Origin of the sequence: Bacteroides nordii (assembly GCF_019930665.1) — a bacterium.
In the GTDB taxonomy this organism is placed as follows: Bacteria; Bacteroidota; Bacteroidia; order Bacteroidales; family Bacteroidaceae; genus Bacteroides; species Bacteroides nordii.
Window position 1 is genome coordinate 4,712,700 of sequence record NZ_CP082886.1, and the last position, 16,950, is coordinate 4,729,649.

A 16,950-nucleotide genomic window follows, 5' to 3' on the forward strand; every position below is an offset into this window, starting at 1 on the left:
AACTAAACGTATGCAAAGAATTTTCCTATTCCTTATTTTATCCTCCTGCCTTCCGGTTTTATGGGGGCAGGAGGTTCTCTCTTCCCGCATCAACTCATTGTTGAAAACCTTGCCTGAGGGATCTGAAGTCGGTATATCTGTTTATGATCTTACTGATAAGAAGCCGCTTTATACGTATCGGGATACTAAACTTTCACGCCCGGCATCGACTATGAAGCTGCTGACTGCTATTACTGCCCTTTCCCGTTCGGATGCCGACGAGCCGTTTCGTACCGAGGTCTGGTACAATGGAGTCATAGAGCATGATACTTTGCGTGGAGATTTGTATGTAGTAGGAGGTTTTGATCCCGAATTTGATGAACTTAGTATGGATACGTTAGTAGATGCCATCATCACTTCTCCTTTCTCCGTTATTGATGGGAGGATCTATGGAGATATTTCCATGAAAGACTCCCTCTATTGGGGGAGCGGATGGGCATGGGATGATACGCCGGAAGCTTATCAGCCCTATCTTTCTCCGTTGATGTATCACAAAGGAATGGTGACGGTAACAGCTGCTCCGGGTGCAGTTCAGGGAGATACGGCGCGGGTTTCCTGCTATCCGGAGTCCTCTTATTACAGCCTCAGCAATGCAACCCGGACACGTACTCCCTCTGCCGGAAAGTTTACCGTAACCAGGGGGTGGCTTGAAAATAAGAACAATATCACGGTCACAGGCAATGTAGAGGGGAGGCGCAGTGCAGATATCAATGTGTTCTCTTCACAGGACTTCTTTATGCATGCTTTTCTTGAAAAGCTCCGCAACAAAGGTATTGAGGTACCTCTAAACTATGCCTTTTCTGTTTTTACTCCCGATAGTTCATCCGTTTGCATGGCGCGTTCGGAGTGTTCTGTACAGGAGATAGTTACCCAGATAATGAAGGAAAGCGATAACCTGAGTGCAGAGGCCCTGCTTTGTCGTCTGGGGGCACAAGCCACCGGGAAGAAGTATGTCTCGGCCAAAGAGGGTATTGCTGAGATAAAGAAGATGATAAAGCAGCTGGGACACAATCCCGACCATTATAAGATAGCCGATGGGTGTGGACTATCCAACTATGACTACCTCTCTCCTGCCCTTTTGGTCGATTTCCTTAAATTTGCCTATTCCCGTACGGATGTGTTTCAGAAACTCTACAAGGCTCTTCCCATTGCCGGAGTAGACGGAACATTGAAGTATAGAATGCAGCAAGGAAAAGCCTGTAAGAATGTTCATGCCAAGACAGGTTCCTATACAGCAATTAACGCCTTAGCAGGTTATCTGAAGGCTGCTAACGGGCATGAAATAGCCTTTGCCATTATGAATCAGAATGTACTTTCGGCGGCCAAAGCAAGAGAGTTTCAGAACAAAGTGTGTGAGGTGCTTTGTGAGTAGGGGATAAAACTCACTCTGCCGTCTGTCTCTGACAAAGGAATGCCTTGTATTTTTACTGTCGGTCTGTCCATCCCTTGTGGGATTACAATTTCCGCTTTTGTCAGTCTTCCATATTTCCACTCAATCGTTACCTGATAGCCGTTCCTTGCCATCAATCCTTCAATTTTGCCTTCCGGCCATTCGGTAGGCAGGGCAGGTAAAAGGTGTATAAAGTCTTCGTGAGATTGTAATAACATCTCAGCAAAAAGCCCTGAGGTGGCCATTGTAGCGTCTACCTGCATATTTCCCGATTGATTGGACATCATGTTTTCGTAACCACTTTCTTTAATCATCCGGTTGAAAGTTCCGATAGCCTGATTGCCATCGTAAAGTCTGGCCCATAAAGCGGTACGCCATGCCATAGACCAGTTGCCTCCCGTGTGAGGCCATCTGTCGCCAAATTTACCTTTACCCCTCATCTCTAAAGATTTCCGGACAGCCTGGGCCAATGCAGGTGTCCGGGTGTATGATATCCTATTTCCCGGATACAAAGCATAAAGGTGGGCAAGGTGGCGATGATGATCGTGTGGGTTGTCCACATCATCTATCCATTCCTGCAATTGTCCATAGCGTCCTATCTTCAAGGGTAGTAGCTTGTTTTTAGCAATGAGCAGCTTCTGGCGGAATACAGAATCTGTGTTCAGGCATTCTGCTGCTTTGATTACGTGAGTATATAGATCATATACCATTTCTATATCCTGGTAGGCAGGTACGGTAAAAAGTCTTCCTTCCGTTTGCTCGCCGTTTGTGATAGAATATTCTACCGGAGAACCGTTTTTCATTTCAATGCCGTGTTCTGCTGATACGGAAGGGGCAATAATGAAATGTCCCTGATACTCTACCATGTTTTCCAGCCAGAATTCGGCAGCTTCTTTCATAATAGGATATCCTTTTGTTCTGAGATACTCTTTATCTCCGTTGAAGGCATAATGTTCCCACAGGTGCCTGCAATGCCAGGCAGCTCCTGAAGGATAGAGCCCCCACAGGATATCATCACCGGGAACGGTGTGCCCCCATATATTTCCGGTAGAATGGCTCACCCAACCTTTCGTCCCGTAATATTCGCGGGCTGTTTGCCGTCCGGGTTCTACCAGACCTTCAATCCATTCCAGATAAGCCTCTTCACATTCCGGTAATTGGGTCGGTCCGCATCCCCAATACATCTCCTGGAGATTGATGTTGCTTTGGAAATTTCCGTTCCACGGAGCCTTTTCAAAGGTATTCCATACACCTTGCAGGGTAGAAGGTAGTGTGCCGGGGCGGGAGGCACTTATCAGCAGGTAACGGCTGAGGTTGAACCCTAAAACTTTCAGAGAGGCGTCGTCGGTAAATCCTTCCTGCAATTGTTTCACACGTACATTGGTTGGAAGTTGTTCGGAAGCCGTGTCTCCGGTAAGAGTGAATCTGACCCGATTGTACAACGTCTGATAATCGGATATATGTGTGTTTTTGACTGTCTCGTAGCCTTTTGTAATGGCTTTTGTTATTACCTTCCCGGTATTTTGTTGCGGGTTCTCTCCTTTATATAGGGGGTATACAGGAGCATATTCAGTGTCGACCGCATAGAATACAGTGGCTTCATTGGCTTTTTCTACTACAATCCGTTGATGGGCTACTTTGACACTTCCGCCTTGCTGAACAATTTTAATACGGATGGTATAGCCTAATCCATTTTCCCGGATGATCCCATTGAAAGTAAGTCCATTCTCACTTTCTATGATCTCTTCGGGCTGATAGACGAGTGAATGGGAAAGAGAGAAACTAATCTTTCCTGCTTTATCGGCCGTAAAATGAAGTGCCATCAATTTATCAGGATAACTGCAGAAATACTCACGGTTAAACTGTACACCTCCCTGTGTATATTCAACGAAACCACGGGATGTGGATAGATCGATACCGCGCAGGTAATTTTGTACGGGCTGTTTGTTTTTGCCAAAGTCAATCCACAGATTACCTACCATTGAAAAATAGCCATAGTTAGTATAATCTCCGGTCATGTAGATACGGGAGAGGGAATCGGCTTCAGCAAACCGGCGCTCTACTATTAACTGCCGGATAGTGGCTATCTTGTCCTTACCTCCTTTGATTATTCCGTAATTAAAATCGGAGGCAGCATGAGGACCTCCTGCCCAGAATGTTTTTTCAGCGATATCAAAACGTTCCTTCTCTACCTCCCCGTAAAAAGAGGCACCCATATAACCATTGCCGATATGTAAAGCCTGTTCGGACCAGCTTTGGGCCGGATAGCGAAACCATAATGTCTCATTGGGGGATAAGCATTCATTAGTTGCATACAGGCGTATTGGTAAGGTGGCAAGAAAAGCCATTATCGGGAGTAGCAGAAGAATTTTGTACCTCATAATATCTGTATTTACTGGAAATCTACCGAAGAAAAAGCGGGTGTGTCAGAAGTCTTTTCACCACAGAGTAACACAGAGTTCCACAGAGTTCCACAGAGTAGTATTTATCTGATGAAACGCGGATGATCGCAGATGAACACAGATTAAAAGACTGTAGTTCTTTATCATATATTTGTTTTCCTTTGCGAAAATCTGCGTTCATCTGCGTTTCAATAAAGATTTAAACTCTGTGAAACTCCGTGTTACTCTGTGGTGAGTTTTAATATCTGCCAAAAAGAGCGAAAAGGTTTACTTCTTTACAACTCTAAAGCTTGCCACTTCTGATTCACATTGAATTTTCACTATATAGCAACCGGTAGAAAGACTGTTAAGGTGAACAGACCGTACGCCGGAAGCTAAATTTATGTTTTTCAATGCCTGTCCCATCATATTGTAAACAGTGACTGTAACATTGGCTCCGTCATTGTCTTTTAAGTTGATGAACAATTCATCTTCCACAGCAGTAGGGTAAACGGATATGTTACCATTGGACTGGTTCTTGCTGATTCCTGTTCCTTGATAGGTAGAATCGTAGAATTCGCGAATCAATCCGTATGCCTGGTCTTCCATACCTGCATCCTGACCCAATGCCCAGATACCAATACCTTTGAAGCCGCCTTTGGTAGTATAGTCATATTTTAAGCGGAGGCTCTGGAGATCCTCGGCATAAGCCACCATATTGGCACCGTCTTCGGTATATTTATAAACATTACATTTTGCTGCGTCATCCCAAGTGATATCATTGTCTTTGGCATACTTGGGTACATCACCTAAAGTGGCTGTTCCGAATTTTGATCCGTTCTTGTAGATATTACCATAATAAGGCCATGCGATAACAATGTCAGATGCGGGAATGTCGATATCCAGCCAGAACTGCTTGATTCTTCTTTGTGCATCATTCAACGGGCAAGTGAATGTTTGTCCGATGTTGTACATCATGATAGTGAGGTAGTCGGCACTTTTGAGCATTCCTTTGAAATCCCATTCATTGCTTTCATTTCCCGGATAGGTAGCAATAGAGAGTTCGAAATCCGGATTGATTTTGTCGAGCTCTTCTTTTATATATTTAGCCAGTTCATTATATTTTGCACCGTGATTGGGGACGGAGTTGTAAAACTCTTCAATATCCATATTAATACCATCCAGGTTGTATTTGTCAACAAACTTAGCTATGGCAACGGCTGCAGCACGCATCTTTTGTGAATCGCCAAACAGATCTACATAGAAAGCTGTATTTCCACCGTCGCGAACATTACCGGTGATGGCAGCCAATACTTTCACACCATTTTTGTGCGCTGCATTGATAAAGTCAATCCAGGGCCATTTCAGATCGATACCTTTATCTTCGAAGGTGGGGGTATAACCTCCCTTGTCAATTTCAAAACCAATAGGAGCAATATGAGTGAGGCCTTTCCAGTCTACTTTGTCAATAGTAGTAACACTGAACCAGGGGAACCAGCCGAATACTATCTTATTGTTATAGTCAGTACACTTCTGTGTATAAGCTGCCGCATCGAGCTTGTTGATTTGGCGGATTGTCATATCACCGTCCGGATCAGAAGATTCAGGAACTACATCTTTTCCATTACTGAAGTACAGTTTGGTGATTTGTCCGTCCAGTTTATTTCCGTCAGTAGCAGTCGGTTTCAACCGGATGGCTACGATAAAGAAGTTATTTCCTACACTAAGCGGCTGTTTGCCTGCGTTATCTCCATCACGTAACTCCAGTTTGCCGGTACCCGGGCGAAGTGCCTGATAGTTCATTGTGAGTGATTCGTCTGTGATCTGTGCTTTGTCACCGGCATAGTACACATTAATAGTGGCAATATCAGTCAGTTTGGTTGTACCGTTCAGCGAGAAGTCCATTCCGGTGAGTGACAGTTCGCCTGCACCAACGGTGTTTACTTTCAGAGTAAGCAATTCAATATTATCTTCTTTTGCATAGGCATTACCTGTTTTCTGAGAAACCATACTGCTTTCGATAGTCATTTCGCCTACTTCTTCAAAGATCTTCAGGTCGATGTTTTTTACTTCAGCTTCCGTTGCTTTAAAAGTAGCCGGATAAGCACCTTGTAAATCGGGAACATTGGTATCTGTTACATTCTGGAAATCATAATAGGCCACTAAGTTGGCTTTATCCGGGTGTGTATCGAGTACTTTATAGCTTTTCCATTTAGATATGGTCTCAAGGCTGAGAGACTTGTTCCATACTCTGACTTCATCGTAGCAGGCAAGAGAAGCACCACCCAATACGAATGACGCGTCAATGTCACCTGTGGTAGGTTTGAAGAAAGCATTAGAGAAAGACTGGCGGATACCGTCGATATAGAGAATGATAACTCCTTCGTCGGTGCTTGATTTTGTTCCGTCATACACTAAGGCTACATGGTGCCAGCCACTTTTCGGATAGCATCCGGCAGATGTTTGTGCATAAGCACCGTCTCCGTTAGCCTGCATAACGTAGATCTGTCCATTCTTTTCTACCTGTACTTTAATACGGTTACGCTCGTCGGGTTGCTCTTTTTTGAAGATAATGAAACGATCGGCCAGCTCATCCAGAGTTATATTCACCCATGCCTCTATGGTGTAGGCTCCGGCTTTGTTGAGCTGTGTGATATCTCCGCAATCCAGATAAGCATCTCCGGAATTTACGTTCAACTTGAAACCTTTGTTACCTGTCGTTTGGGCAGATACATTGAGAATGCCTAACAAAAACAGCAGGCATAAAAACAAATTCTTTTTCATTTGGTATTTATTTTAAATTAAACAAAGTTTATTCTTCAGGACTGTTAGGGTCGTATATCTCGAATACACCCGATTCGGTGGTAGGACTGTCTACCACTTTGTTGTCGGTAGCAATGGCTTTTACTACCAGCCTGTATTTTCCTCCCGGCACAATCGGATCACCGTCATAATCTACATTGAATCCTTCACTGAAGCGGAAAGAGCATTGATTTTTGAACTCTTTCTGGTTAGGGTCTTTCTGAGGATACGTTACCTGAAAAGCCCTGTCGGTATGTTTCATGGCCTCTTCGGCATAGAGGGTGCTTTTTTCTTTGATTACCCAGAAGTTAATATTCTGTATCCGGGTGGTATCCCCTTTGAAGAAATAGGTTACTTTTATATCAGAAAGTTTACTTTCCGTACCCACATTCCATGTGCGTATGTTCCATACATACAGATAACTGTCTTTTTTTGAGAAGTCATCTTCGTTCTTGTCACAAGCAATGAATGAGAGAGTCATTAAAAGCAGAAGTAGCTTGAATGTTGATTTCATATCGCTTTTATTTTTTAGTAGTTTCATATCCTGGATTCTGTTCCAAATTTGAGTTCTTTATAATCTCTGTCTGAGGGATAGGGCAAAGGTTATGGGCTTCACTAATGTATTCACCTCCCTTTGAGTTAATCTCTTTACTGATTCTTTTTACCGTCTCTACAAGTATTCCCCAACGCACAAGATCGAATCGGCGATGTCCCTCATAGCATAATTCGCGGGCACGTTCATCACGAATGAGAGATTGAAATTGTTTGTAATCCAACTCTTCTATTTCATCTACCCCTGCCCGTTCGCGAATTTCATTGATTGCGTCATAAGCCTCTTGGGTAGGCGCTCCTTTCCATTCGTTTAGTGCTTCGGCATACATGAGAAGAACGTCTGCATAGCGGAATACGGGGAAGTTCAGTCCGTCGTGGTCAAGCATTTGTTTACCGGTTCTGTCCCAGTATTTAATGATGGCGATACGGCTGTCTTTGAAAGCCTGTCCCCGCCAGGTCTTGGCCAGATTGTGTTCAAGGCGCAGGTCCCATTCATCGTATTTGTCATAGAAAGAAGTGGGGGCTGAACTTCCTCCCAAACCATTGAACTTGTCCCATTCTTCTTTGCTCGGACCCAGGTACCACAACATACGGGCGGAGAAGTCGGTATAGTCAGCATTGAACTGAATAGAGAAGATGTGTTCCTGCTGGTTCTCGAATGCCTGTGAGAAGATGTCGCTATAGTTGTCGAACAGTTTATATTTGTTCAGGCCCATGATTTGCTCACAGGTCTTTGCTGCGTTTTCCCATTGTTCTTGCAGTAAATACATTTTTGCCAACAGGGTAAGTGCGGTTCCTTTACTGGCTCTTGCTACGATGGCAGGGCTTTTCTCCAAGATGTCCGATACTTCGGTGAGTTCATCAATGATGAAATTTGAAAGTTCTTCCCGTGTGGCTCTCTTTATATTCTTTACCTGATCCAGCGAAGTTATCTCATCTTTCAATAAGGGTACGCCTCCCCAGTAAGTCAATGCATGATAATAGTAGAAAGCACGTAGAAAACGGGCTTCTGCCAGCAGCGAAGTACGGCGGGTCTCATCAAAGGTTGATTGCTTTATGCGGCTTATGGTTGTGTTGCAAGCGCCGATTGCCTGATAAGTGGTGAGCCACCAGTCACTCCATCGGTTTTCACCGGAAGTCCATTGATAATTGGCTGAGCCACCTGCACTACCGGATATATCGGTGCCTTCAAAGGCAAAGCACCATCTGTCCTGACTGTAATATCCTGTTCCGTTGAGGAAACTGTAACATCCGGATACGGCAGCTTCTGCCCCGTCTGCCGTTTCAAACAGTTTACCGACGCTGAGTTGTGATATAGGTGTTTTATCGAGCATGTCCAGGCACGAGCTGCAAGTAGCAGTCAGGATGCACAGTGCCATTATCTTTAGTTTTTTCATGATTCTTTTCATTATAATGTGATTTTAAAGCCAAAAGTATAAGTTCTCGCTGAGGGATAAGCGGTAAAGTCCATACCCCGTAGCACGTTGGCCGAATAGACCTTATAGCCGCCTTCCGTTCCGGTATTTACCTCCGGATCGTATCCTTTGTATGAGGTGAACGTGAACAGGTTGGTACCGGTAACGTAACATTGCAGTTCCTGAATCGTCTTATTCTTTTTCCAGCTCTTAACCGGGAAGTTGTAATACAGGCTGATACTCTTTATCTTCAGATGTGAACCATCATGAATCATGTAGGTAGAAGGCTGGTATTCGTCATTGGAATAGAGTTTAGGATAATTTCCGTTGGGATTGTCGAGTGACCAGAAGTTCTTTACCCGTTTGTACTGATTTACAAACCGGGGATCAACTGTGGCATACAGGAAGTCACCTCCTGCAAGTATGTCATTTCCATACGTTCCCTGTAAAAATACACTCAGAGTGAAATTCTTGTAAGTGAACGTATTGTTGATACCTCCAAAGAAATCGGGATTCGGGTCGCCGATGGTTGTCTGGTCTTCAATGGAAACCACGCCATCCCCATTAATATCCCGGTAGATTTTTTGTCCGAGTGAAGCGTTCGGCTCATTGCCGGCTTCAATTTGTGCACGTGAGCGGTAAATACCGTCCATAATATAGCCATAGAATACTCCGACGGGCTGGCCTACCTTTAACCAGGAGTAAGGATGTGTACCCAAACCCGGACGGAAGGTGTATTCAAAATCTTTATCCGGTCCCATCGCTAAGACTTTATTTTTATTTGTAGAGATATTAAATTCGGTAGACCATGTGAAGTCTTTTGTAGCGATATTGGTAGTACGGATCATAAGCTCTACTCCCTGGTTTGAGATCTTACCTACATTCATGAAACCATTCTTGAATCCTGAGATATAGGGGAACTCCACATCCAGTAAAAGATCTTTGGTTCTTTTAGAATAAAAGTCAAGTTCTATATTCAAACGTGAATTGAAGAAAGAAGCCTCCACACCAAAATCGAACTGAGCCGTTGTCTCCCATTTCAGTTTGTCATTTCCTAAACGATCGGGGATGTATCCGATTTGCGGAATGTCGCCTAACATCACATTTTGTTGTTTCATCAACGGTAATGTCTGGTACAGTGCAATATCCTGATTTCCGGAAAGACCATAACTGAATCTCAGTTTCAGGTTATTCAGTTTGGAAAATCGCTTCATGAACTTCTCTTCCGAGAGTCTCCATCCCAACGCTACGGAAGGGAAGAAAGCAAACTGGTTATCTTTGCCTAAACGGGATGAACCATCGTATCTGCCTACAAGCGAGAGCAGGTAACGATCGTGAATAGAGTAGTTGATGCGTCCCAGATACGATATGATGGCCCATTCGGAAGCAGAGCTGCCTATCTGGCGGGTTTTGGTTTCTGCATCGGAGAGGTTGTTCCAGTCCAACAAGTCATTGGTGAAGTTTTTTCCGTATAGGTTTAGTCCTTCGTTACGTCCGAATTGTAAAGTATATCCTCCCAAGACAGTCAGGTGGTGTCCTTCGGCTATCTCTTTCATATAGTTGGCTGTGTTTTCCCATAAGATAGAATAACCTTCCCCCTGATTGATCCACGCTTCACCTTTGGTTTTATTCTGCATCATGGTTGGGAGTGAACCGGGTTTGTATTCATTCGTTTTACTGGTGCTGGCGTTCAATCCTAAAGAAGTTTTGAACTTCAATCCTTTTATGGCTTCCCAGTCTGCAAATATACCTGCATAGACAGTGGTCGATGCTTCTTCTTTCTTACGCAGGTTAAGCTGTGCTACTACGTTGTCAATCTTGTTGCTTACCACACGTGAAGGGCTGTCTGCTGCATACGAACCGTCCTCATTATAAATAGGCATGGTCGGAGGAGTTGCCAGAGCCGAGCTTTGGTAATCAAATCCTCCCAAACTTACCAGATTGGGTTTTCTGGACGAGTGGGAAAATTGGAAATTAGCCCCGATATTTATCTTATCACCTATCTTTCTGTCCAAGTTGAGACGGGTCTGATAACGTCTGATCCCGGATCTTTTGATGACACCCTCCTGATCAAACATACTCAATGATAAATAATAACGGGTATCTTTACTTCCTCCCGAAGCTGCTACCTGATAATTCTGCATCAGTGCCATTTGGAGTATTTCATCCTGCCAGTCGGTGCCTTTTTCATAGATACTGGGATTCTCAATAGAAGGTTCTTGTCCGGCAGCCACATCCTGCTGATTCAGCATTTCGGCATATTCACGCGCATTGAGCATTTCCAGCCGTTTGGCAACATGCTGGATACCGACGTAGGCATTCACTGTAACATTGTTGCCACCTTCGATTCCTCTTTTAGTAGTAATGATAACAACACCATTGGCACCTCTGGCACCATAAATAGAAGTAGCTGCGGCATCTTTCAGAATCTCTATCGATTCTATATCATTGGGGTCAATCAGGTTCAGGTCGCCTGCACCGATAAATCCGTCTACAACATACAAAGGCTGATTACTTGCCGAAATAGAGTTACCACCACGGATCAGGATATTGGTAGCTGCACCCGGTTCACCGGAAGTGTTAGTGACGTGTACACCCGATACTTTACCGGTCAGTGCCTGGTCCAGACGAATCGTAGGTACATTGTTTATATCCTTTTCTCCGATACGGGCAACAGCGCCTGTCAGATCTTTCTTTCTCATCACACCGTAACCGATAGCTACTACTTCATTCAGCATATGGCTATCTTCATCCAACAGCACATTGACAACCGTTTTGTCCTTTACTCTTATATCTTTTTGTTTGTAACCGATGTAAGAGAACTGAAGTTCGGAATTCTTGTTTTTCAGCTGGATTGAGTAGTTACCGTCCATATCGGTCGTTGTACCTTCATTACCATTTTTAACCCGGATGGTAACTCCCACAAGTGGTTCGTTGGTAGCATCTGTAACCTTTCCTTTGATGATGACCGGTTTGCTTGCCGCTACCTGTTGCTGTGGAATGATGACTACTGATTTGGATTGTATGCTAAAGCTTAATCCTCTTGGAGTGAGTACCGCTTTGAGAACTTCCAACAGGTCTTTGTTTTGTGCAGAAACCGTTATATCCTTCCGGTTGTCCAATACTCCTTCGCGATAAGAGAAAGAGTAATCGGTTTTGTGTTCTATTTCATTAAAGAACTGCTTCAATGTGGCATTGTTAAGTGAGAGAGAAATCTTTTGCTCCTGGGCATTAATGGTGGATACGAATCCGGTCATTAACAATAGAAGCAGTATTATGCGAAATTTTCTTGTACTCATAATGATTTTAAGTATTTTATCATAAGTGATTTTCAGGTGTTTTTACTTGTTAGTCAGATGTCTCGTTTTTCTTTGTCCTTGTCCGTTCTGTAAGTAGTACACCGATTGGCTTTATTTGTAACATCTCTTTTTTTATGTTTTATAACATACTACTTTTTATTTCGTCACTCTCTTTTTCAGCTCCTCGATTGTAACATCAACCTGTCTGCCTGCTTGTGTCTGTCCCTTGTAAGTGACTACACGGAGCATCGATGCATTTTTAGGAACAGAAAGTGTATCTGTATACATATTGGAGTAGACATCAGGGATTGTATTGTCGAATGTATAGAACAGGCTTAGCCCCTCTACTTCTGTCTTTAGTTCTATTTTCAGTTCGTTCTTTTTATCCCGGTGCGGACAGATTATCGGATCATAAATGCTGCGGGCATAGTTAACTCCGGATTGATCGAATCGCTCAAATTGTTGTTCTACCCTGTGGACAAAGAATTTCCAGTTACGTAACCGGGCATCGGTCCATAATGTCTCGGATATAGCTAAAGCACGGGGCCAGACCATGTATTCCACCTGACGGTAGTGAGGTACGGATTCCGTCCAGAGGTTTCCTTGTCCGCCCATTACTAAAGACGGATTTATGCTGTCAGGGATAAGCTGATATTTGTAGCAGTCCTGCAGGCGAAGCATAGCGTAAGTGTTCGGTTCAACTGTCGGGTCTCCCTGATAGAAATCCAGATAGCAATGATCGCTCGGAGTCATAATAACCGAATGTCCTTGGCGGGCAGCTTCCGCACCTCCCTTTATACCTCTCCATGACATTACAATTGCTTCCGGAGCTAAACCACCTTCCAGTATCTCATCCCATCCGATAACCTGTTTCCCTTTTTTCTGAACCATGTTGGCCACTCGTTTTATAAAGTAGCTTTGCAGTTCTTCCGAATTTTTCAGATGTTCTTTTTGTTTTCGCATCCGGCATTTGGGACATCTCTCCCAGAAGCCCTTATAGCATTCATCGCCTCCGATATGTATGTATGGGGAAGGAAAAAGGCGGGCAACTTCAGAGAATACAGTATCAAGAACTTCAAATGTCCGTTCATTGCCTGCACACAAGGAGTTTTCCGTTTTTGTATAGAATGTATTTCCTACATTCACATGAAAAGGACCACCCGTACAGGAAATCTCAGGATATGCCGACAGGGCAGCCATACTGTGTCCGGGTATATCTATTTCGGGCACTATCGTAATATAGCGTTTCCGGGCATAGTCTACAACCTCCCGGATGTCTTCCGGAGTATAAAACCCTCCATAGCTCAAAGAGTCGGTAGAGAGTTGTGGTTCTCTCTCCCACCAGTTACCTACCCGGGGAGCTCTCCATGCACCGATATTGGTCAGTTCAGGCAGTGATTTTATTTCAAGTCTCCACCCCTGATCATCGGTCAGATGCCAGTGAAACACATTATACTTGTATTCTGCCATTTGGTCTATGAACCGCTTCACTTCCTGTTTGGTAAAGAAGTGCCGGCTAACGTCAAGCATCAGCCCGCGCCATGCGAACTGAGGTTTATCGGTGATTTCTACACAATTGATGTACCATGTTTTCTGTGGCTGCACTGTTTTCGATTTTATCTCCGGAGGGAGTAGTTGAAGAACAGATTGTATGCCGTTGAATATACCATGATGCCTGTATGCACTTAGCACGAGTTTCCCGGAGGATACGGACAACTGATATCCCTCCTCTCCCAACTCTTTATAATCGCCTAATTGAAAGAGTATTGTTCCGGAGTCACCAATCGGTAAAGAGAATCCGGTAGCATCACTGGTCTTTTCGTTGAAGTATTCCGCCAGAGCTACCATTGCCGTGTCAGAAGTATCTATTCCGATCGTTGTTTGGCCGTTCATACAGAAACTTCCCGGTTTGAGCTCATAGTTGTTTGGCAGAGGAATAATCTGTATAGACTCGTTGGGTATGTTCTCTTCCGGGCTTTTGCAACTTACGCATCCCAGCAGGAAGAGGAATAGAAAGAGATTGATAAGTTTCATTCTTTTGCTTTTTTAGATATGTATTTGGCTTTACCTGTTTGCATATATTCCCAGACTCCTTTCACCCATGAATCCACGCGTGCTTTTTCTGCCGGACTATCTGCCAACGATTGTGCTTTACGGATATATCCTTCCAGTTCCTTCATTACCCGGTCTGTTCCGAGGTACTCCCATGCTATTGCTTCTGTCTGGTGAAACTGTGCATCTTTAGTCTGAATGTCCAGCGGATAATTTTTGGAATCACTGTATACCTGTTCTATTTTGTCATAGAAGTCGCGCATGGGGCGGGCTGCTTTACCAAAATAAGAGGTGAAGAATTCATTTAGCAGGTGGTCTATGTCTAATGCCGGATTATCATAGAGTTTCATGGTGGCATAGAAATCAAACTGCTCTCCTATTCCACAAAGGAATATGCCTCGTACACCATCCCGGGCGTACATTTTTGTTTCTTCGGCCACTTGGTGGATACTGAAGCCGGGAAATACGTTGAACCCCTGTACCAGTCCGCGTTCGGTTGGGAAACACAGGTAATTCCACAGATAGACGGGGCGATGGCTCTTCCTGCTTTCTTCAATCCAGTCTTTGTAGAAATCAGCTTCATTCTCTTTCATCTTTGGTGCCCAATAGTTGCGTGGGTGAAGGCAGGGAGCTACCGATATGTTATCTTCCAGTTCTATATCCTTAGGCAGATAAGCATATACATGATAGGCCAGGGCGGCTATTTTTTTTCCGGGATGGGTTTTCTTTACCTCTTTGGCTACATTGTTGATGAAGGTCCACAGGTAATGGGTGGCAGTACCGCAATTGAAGTGTTCTCCCCGGATATTATCTTTATCAATAGCCAGTTGCCGACTGCATTCTTCACATTGGCACCAGTTGGCATTGTCGAGCGGAACCACAGCAAAATAGTCTCCTAAAGCTATTTGTTCACCTTTCAGGGGCTGCCCGTCAAAATAGTCGCAGGCATCTTTGGCCACCTGTTTGATAAATGCCTGATTGGTGTAACAGAACTGACGTTCGTGAGGCCCTCCGGTACGTCCGACGGCAAAATATTCGGGATGATAACCCTCGAAGAGTTCCGGACGATCCGGGTTCTTTTGAAGGAAACGGTCCTGATAAGCTGTGAAAGCATGATTGGCAGCCCATTTCTCTCCGCCAAACCGGATTCTTCTGAGGAATAGCTGGTTCATCTCCGGTGTAGCTTCAAAATATTGTTCTTTCATCATCGGCCAATCAAAAGAATAGCTACTGTCTCTGTATTTGATTGCAGGAGAACGCATCACTCGGGTTGGAGCCAGTTTCAGTTGCTTCTGCCTGGGAACAATCACATTTAGCGGAGCCGGACCATAGAAACGGACACCCAGATAGTTCTCAACGAAGTCATATACAGCATAACAAGTTCCTTGTGCATCATAAATAGACGGCAGCGTCAACTCTACGTTGGCCGATGAATTGCCTGTCAGCTTTGAGTAGTTAATTTTTAACCGGTCTTTTGAGGGTGTTATACCGTTGTTATCGCGTCCCCCATCACCATCATAGTTTTCGTCCTGTCCCATCAGAACGATTGTTTCCGGAGTGATTTGTATCAGATATTCCTGCGGTTCAAAGTGTATCTTATCCGTATATTCACTGTTACCCACATAGATAATTCCGGTGGGTCCTGATGGTAATTCATTCACTATGGGTACGTGTATCCCCAATGATTGTTTTACGAAATATTGCAGTTCGTGTGCTGCAAGCAGTGCCGGTGATGAAGCGTGTTTACCTGTCAGTATCACGGTTCGGCCTTCTTCTATCACAAAGGCCTTCCGGGCTGAACAAAGGATCGGCAACATCAGTAAGGCAATATACATTATTATTTTCTTCATAAGCATTTTTTGTTTAAAAAAGGGCATAGCAATGGCTTGGAGCCAACCTGAGAAGGCTCCCTGTCAATTGAATTGATTAAAACGAATTTGGATATTAAGAAACTGTTTTGATTATTTTTATCAGCTTCCTAAAAAAAAGGACGGAACGGTGGAGGACGAAAGGATTTTTTTAATCGGTATTTTTCATATGCTTTTCTGTTTTTAGATTATGTATATGTCATTATTCTCTATTTTAAATTTCAGGTTATAGTGCATGCGCAATATATTCATCATTTCCTGGATGGAAATCATCTTGAATTGTCCTGTGAAGTTATCGTCCACTAAGCTTTCTTTGTCGTAGTGCATCGTTACTCCATACCAGCGTTCTATTTTCCGGAAAACCTCTTCCAACGGTTCTGCACTGAATGCAAGTATACCTTGTTTCCAGGCCAGTTCGGTATCTCCCTCCATGATGGAGATAGTACCTTGCCGATCGCTTCTGGAATAGATAAACTTCTGTGAAGGCGTCAGATAAACAGGCTTAGACGGACAGCCCTGCATCGTCAGTTTCACTTTTCCTTCCATAAGTGCGGTTTCTACAATATTCTCATCATTGTAGACCGAGACATTAAAGGAAGTTCCCAATACCTCTACATCGAAAACGGATGTTTTCACAATGAAAGGCTTCTCCTTATTGGGAGTGACCTCAAAAAAGGCCTCTCCTTCCAGAACCACCTCTCGCAACTTACCATTAAAATCGGGTGTATAAGTAAGCTTAGACTCACTGTTCAAGTGAACAATTGTTCCGTCAGGCAGTGTAATACCGGCTCGTTGTCCTTTGTTGACAGATACGATATTGGGTATCTGCTTGTAATGGTCCATTTCCTTATAGAAGTAAACCGTAGAGATGATTAATATGGGTATCAGAATAGAAGCTGCAATGGTCGACGCCCGTTTGAACCAGACGCGCCTCATATCCTTCTTTATCTTCTCGTTAATCAGTCTCCGGGTCCGTTCTTTCGCAGCCCGGGGCATAACGTGGATATTCAGGTCTTTTTGCCAGCACTCATTTAGCATATCCCCGACACTGCTATCAGAATCATTCTGAATCTGCTGTTGCAATTCATTATATTCTTCTTCGCTGATGCTGCCGCGAATATATTTTTCAACTATATTATTCTGTTTCTCCAT

At 43.9% G+C, this 16,950-nt stretch carries 9 protein-coding genes; 1 reads left to right on the forward strand and 8 read right to left on the reverse strand.

The window, feature by feature from the left end:
• Nucleotides 1–10: 10 nt before the first annotated feature.
• Nucleotides 11–1,411, forward strand: coding sequence for a D-alanyl-D-alanine carboxypeptidase/D-alanyl-D-alanine endopeptidase (gene dacB / locus K8P02_RS18310; RefSeq protein WP_223381645.1), 1,401 nt, complete (start codon nucleotides 11–13; stop codon nucleotides 1,409–1,411).
• Here dacB and K8P02_RS18315 read toward each other — a convergent pair.
• From K8P02_RS18315 to K8P02_RS18350, 8 genes are all read right to left on the reverse strand, one after another.
• Nucleotides 1,378–3,810 (reverse strand): glycoside hydrolase family 95 protein, encoded by a 2,433-nt coding sequence (locus K8P02_RS18315; RefSeq protein ID WP_223381647.1) that lies wholly within the window; start codon nucleotides 3,808–3,810, stop codon nucleotides 1,378–1,380. The genes dacB and K8P02_RS18315 overlap by 34 nt on opposite strands.
• 288 nt (nucleotides 3,811–4,098) lie before the next feature.
• Complete coding sequence (locus tag K8P02_RS18320; protein ID WP_025866639.1) at nucleotides 4,099–6,594, reverse strand: glycosyl hydrolase family 18 protein; 2,496 nt, start codon at nucleotides 6,592–6,594, stop codon at nucleotides 4,099–4,101.
• 28 nt (nucleotides 6,595–6,622) lie between these two features.
• A complete protein-coding gene (locus K8P02_RS18325; RefSeq protein ID WP_007483069.1) occupies nucleotides 6,623–7,126 on the reverse strand; it encodes a hypothetical protein in 504 nt (167 codons plus the stop codon).
• 7 nt (nucleotides 7,127–7,133) lie between these two features.
• Nucleotides 7,134–8,561 carry a RagB/SusD family nutrient uptake outer membrane protein gene (locus tag K8P02_RS18330; RefSeq protein WP_044166093.1) on the reverse strand — a complete coding sequence of 476 codons (1,428 nt, stop codon included), beginning with the start codon at nucleotides 8,559–8,561 and terminating at the stop codon, nucleotides 7,134–7,136.
• 11 nt (nucleotides 8,562–8,572) lie between these two features.
• On the reverse strand, nucleotides 8,573–11,878 hold the full coding sequence (locus K8P02_RS18335; protein ID WP_223381649.1) for a TonB-dependent receptor: 3,306 nt from the start codon (nucleotides 11,876–11,878) through the stop codon (nucleotides 8,573–8,575).
• A 156-nt stretch (nucleotides 11,879–12,034) separates the two neighbouring features.
• On the reverse strand, nucleotides 12,035–13,912 hold the full coding sequence (locus K8P02_RS18340) for a beta-N-acetylhexosaminidase (RefSeq protein ID WP_025866640.1): 1,878 nt from the start codon (nucleotides 13,910–13,912) through the stop codon (nucleotides 12,035–12,037).
• Entirely contained in the window at nucleotides 13,909–15,780 is a 1,872-nt protein-coding gene (locus K8P02_RS18345; protein WP_025866641.1) for a DUF4838 domain-containing protein, read from the reverse strand. Before K8P02_RS18345 ends, K8P02_RS18340 begins: the two co-directional genes overlap by 4 nt.
• Nucleotides 15,781–15,981: 201 nt before the next feature.
• A complete protein-coding gene (locus K8P02_RS18350) occupies nucleotides 15,982–16,950 on the reverse strand; it encodes a FecR family protein (protein ID WP_025866642.1) in 969 nt (322 codons plus the stop codon).

What these genes read in the sequence shown, in the direction of transcription:
- dacB (WP_223381645.1), top strand. Translation starts at nt 11, where the DNA reads ATGCAAAGAATTTTCCTATTCCTTATTTTATCCTCCTGCCTTCCGGTT.
- K8P02_RS18315 (WP_223381647.1), bottom strand. Translation starts at nt 3,810, where the DNA reads ATGAGGTACAAAATTCTTCTGCTACTCCCGATAATGGCTTTTCTTGCC.
- K8P02_RS18320 (WP_025866639.1), bottom strand. Translation starts at nt 6,594, where the DNA reads ATGAAAAAGAATTTGTTTTTATGCCTGCTGTTTTTGTTAGGCATTCTC.
- K8P02_RS18325 (WP_007483069.1), bottom strand. Translation starts at nt 7,126, where the DNA reads ATGAAATCAACATTCAAGCTACTTCTGCTTTTAATGACTCTCTCATTC.
- K8P02_RS18330 (WP_044166093.1), bottom strand. Translation starts at nt 8,561, where the DNA reads ATGAAAAAACTAAAGATAATGGCACTGTGCATCCTGACTGCTACTTGC.
- K8P02_RS18335 (WP_223381649.1), bottom strand. Translation starts at nt 11,878, where the DNA reads ATGAGTACAAGAAAATTTCGCATAATACTGCTTCTATTGTTAATGACC.
- K8P02_RS18340 (WP_025866640.1), bottom strand. Translation starts at nt 13,912, where the DNA reads ATGAAACTTATCAATCTCTTTCTATTCCTCTTCCTGCTGGGATGCGTA.
- K8P02_RS18345 (WP_025866641.1), bottom strand. Translation starts at nt 15,780, where the DNA reads ATGAAGAAAATAATAATGTATATTGCCTTACTGATGTTGCCGATCCTT.
- K8P02_RS18350 (WP_025866642.1), bottom strand. Translation starts at nt 16,950, where the DNA reads ATGGAGAAACAGAATAATATAGTTGAAAAATATATTCGCGGCAGCATC.